Genomic DNA, 1616 nt, shown 5'->3' on the forward strand with positions numbered 1-1616 from the left:
TATGCGTTTTACCGGGGGCCGGAACCGGCGCCGAAGCGCCATCCATGCGGCATGGCGCCGGCCGCCCGCGAAGCATGAGACCGGAGACAACCTCGATGACCGAATCGACTCACGCCGTCACGAACCAGTTCGACGAACTGGTCGACTATAACCTCTTCGCGACGGACATCGCGCTGCGCGACGCGCTCACCCGCGCGGGCGCCGACTGGGCCGTGCCGCAGCTCGACACCTACGGCGCGCGGCTCGGCAGCGCCGACACCGCGCGGCTCGCCGACGAAGCGAACCACCACACGCCGGAACTGCACACCTTCGACCGGCGCGGCCGGCGCATCGACCGCGTCGATTTCCACCCGGCCTGGCACACGCTGCTCGGCCAGTACCGCCACGAAGGCTTCGTGTCGCTCGCGTTCCGCGAGTCGCGCCGCGGCCGCTGGGCCGCGACCGCGGCCGGCTTCTACCTGCATGGCCAGATCGAGGCCGGCACGCTGTGCCCGGCGACGATGACGCAGGCCGCGATCCCCGTGCTGCAGAAGGAGCCCGCGCTGTGGGCACTGTTGCGCGACAAGCTCTACAGCAACGATTACGATCCGCGCGACGTGCCGGTCGCCGACAAGCGCTCGATCTGGTTCGGCATGGGCATGACCGAGAAACAGGGCGGCTCCGACGTGCGCGCGAATACGACGCTCGCGACCGCCGTCGGCGCGGGTGGCCGCGGCGGCGAATACCGGCTGCGCGGCCACAAGTGGTTTTTCTCCGCGCCGATGTGCGACGCGCACCTCGTCGTCGCGCGCACCGAGGCCGGCAGCCCGTCGTGCTTCTACGTGCCGCGCTGGCGGCCGGACGGCACGAAGAACGCGGTCGAGATCCAGCGACTGAAGGACAAGGTCGGCAACCGCAGCAACTCGAGCAGCGAGATCGAGCTGAACGACGCGTGGGGCATCATGCTCGGCGACGAGGGCCGCGGCATTCCGACCATCATCGAGATGGCCACCTACACGCGGCTGAACTGCGTGCTCGGCAGCGCGGCGATGCTGCGCCAGGGCGTCGTGCAGGCGATCGCGTACACGCGCCAGCGCCATGCGTTCGGCCGCGCGCTCGCCGAGCAGCCGCTGATGCGCACCGTGCTCGCCGATCTCGCGCTCGAAAGCGAAGCGGCGCTTTCGCTCTCGATGCGTCTCGCCGACGCGTTCGAGCGCGATGACTCACCGCGCGAACGCGCGTGGAAGCGCATCGTCACGCCCGCCGCGAAATTCTGGGTGTGCAAGCGCGCGGTCGAGCTGACCGGCGAGGTGATGGAAGTGTTCGGCGGCAACGGCTATGTCGACGACGGCCCGATTGCGCGGCTGTTCCGCGAGGCGCCCGTCAACTCGATCTGGGAAGGCTCGGGCAACGTGATGTGCCTCGACGTGCTGCGCGCGATATCGCGCGAGCCCGACGCGGCTGAGGCGCTGTTCGCCGAACTCGCCGATCTCGCCGATCTCGGCGCGGGCGAACCGCGCATCCGCGCAGCGCTCGAGGCGCTGCGCGAGATCGGAACGGCACCCGTCTGCACTCCAGGCACGTGTCGGAAGAGCGTATGGCGGCTTCTGCTTGCAAAAAAAAAACAAACGCACCCA

Annotated in this window: 1 protein-coding gene; it reads left to right on the forward strand. The window is 69.2% G+C overall.

The genetic code is table 11. The features are described from left to right. Nucleotides 1–95: 95 nt before the first annotated feature. On the forward strand, nucleotides 96–1616 hold a 1521-nt coding region (locus tag G3N93_RS39660; protein WP_241026906.1), incomplete at its 3' end, for an acyl-CoA dehydrogenase family protein.

It is taken from the genome of Burkholderia sp. Se-20378, from assembly GCF_017104665.1.
Lineage (GTDB): Bacteria > Pseudomonadota > Gammaproteobacteria > Burkholderiales > Burkholderiaceae > Burkholderia > Burkholderia lata.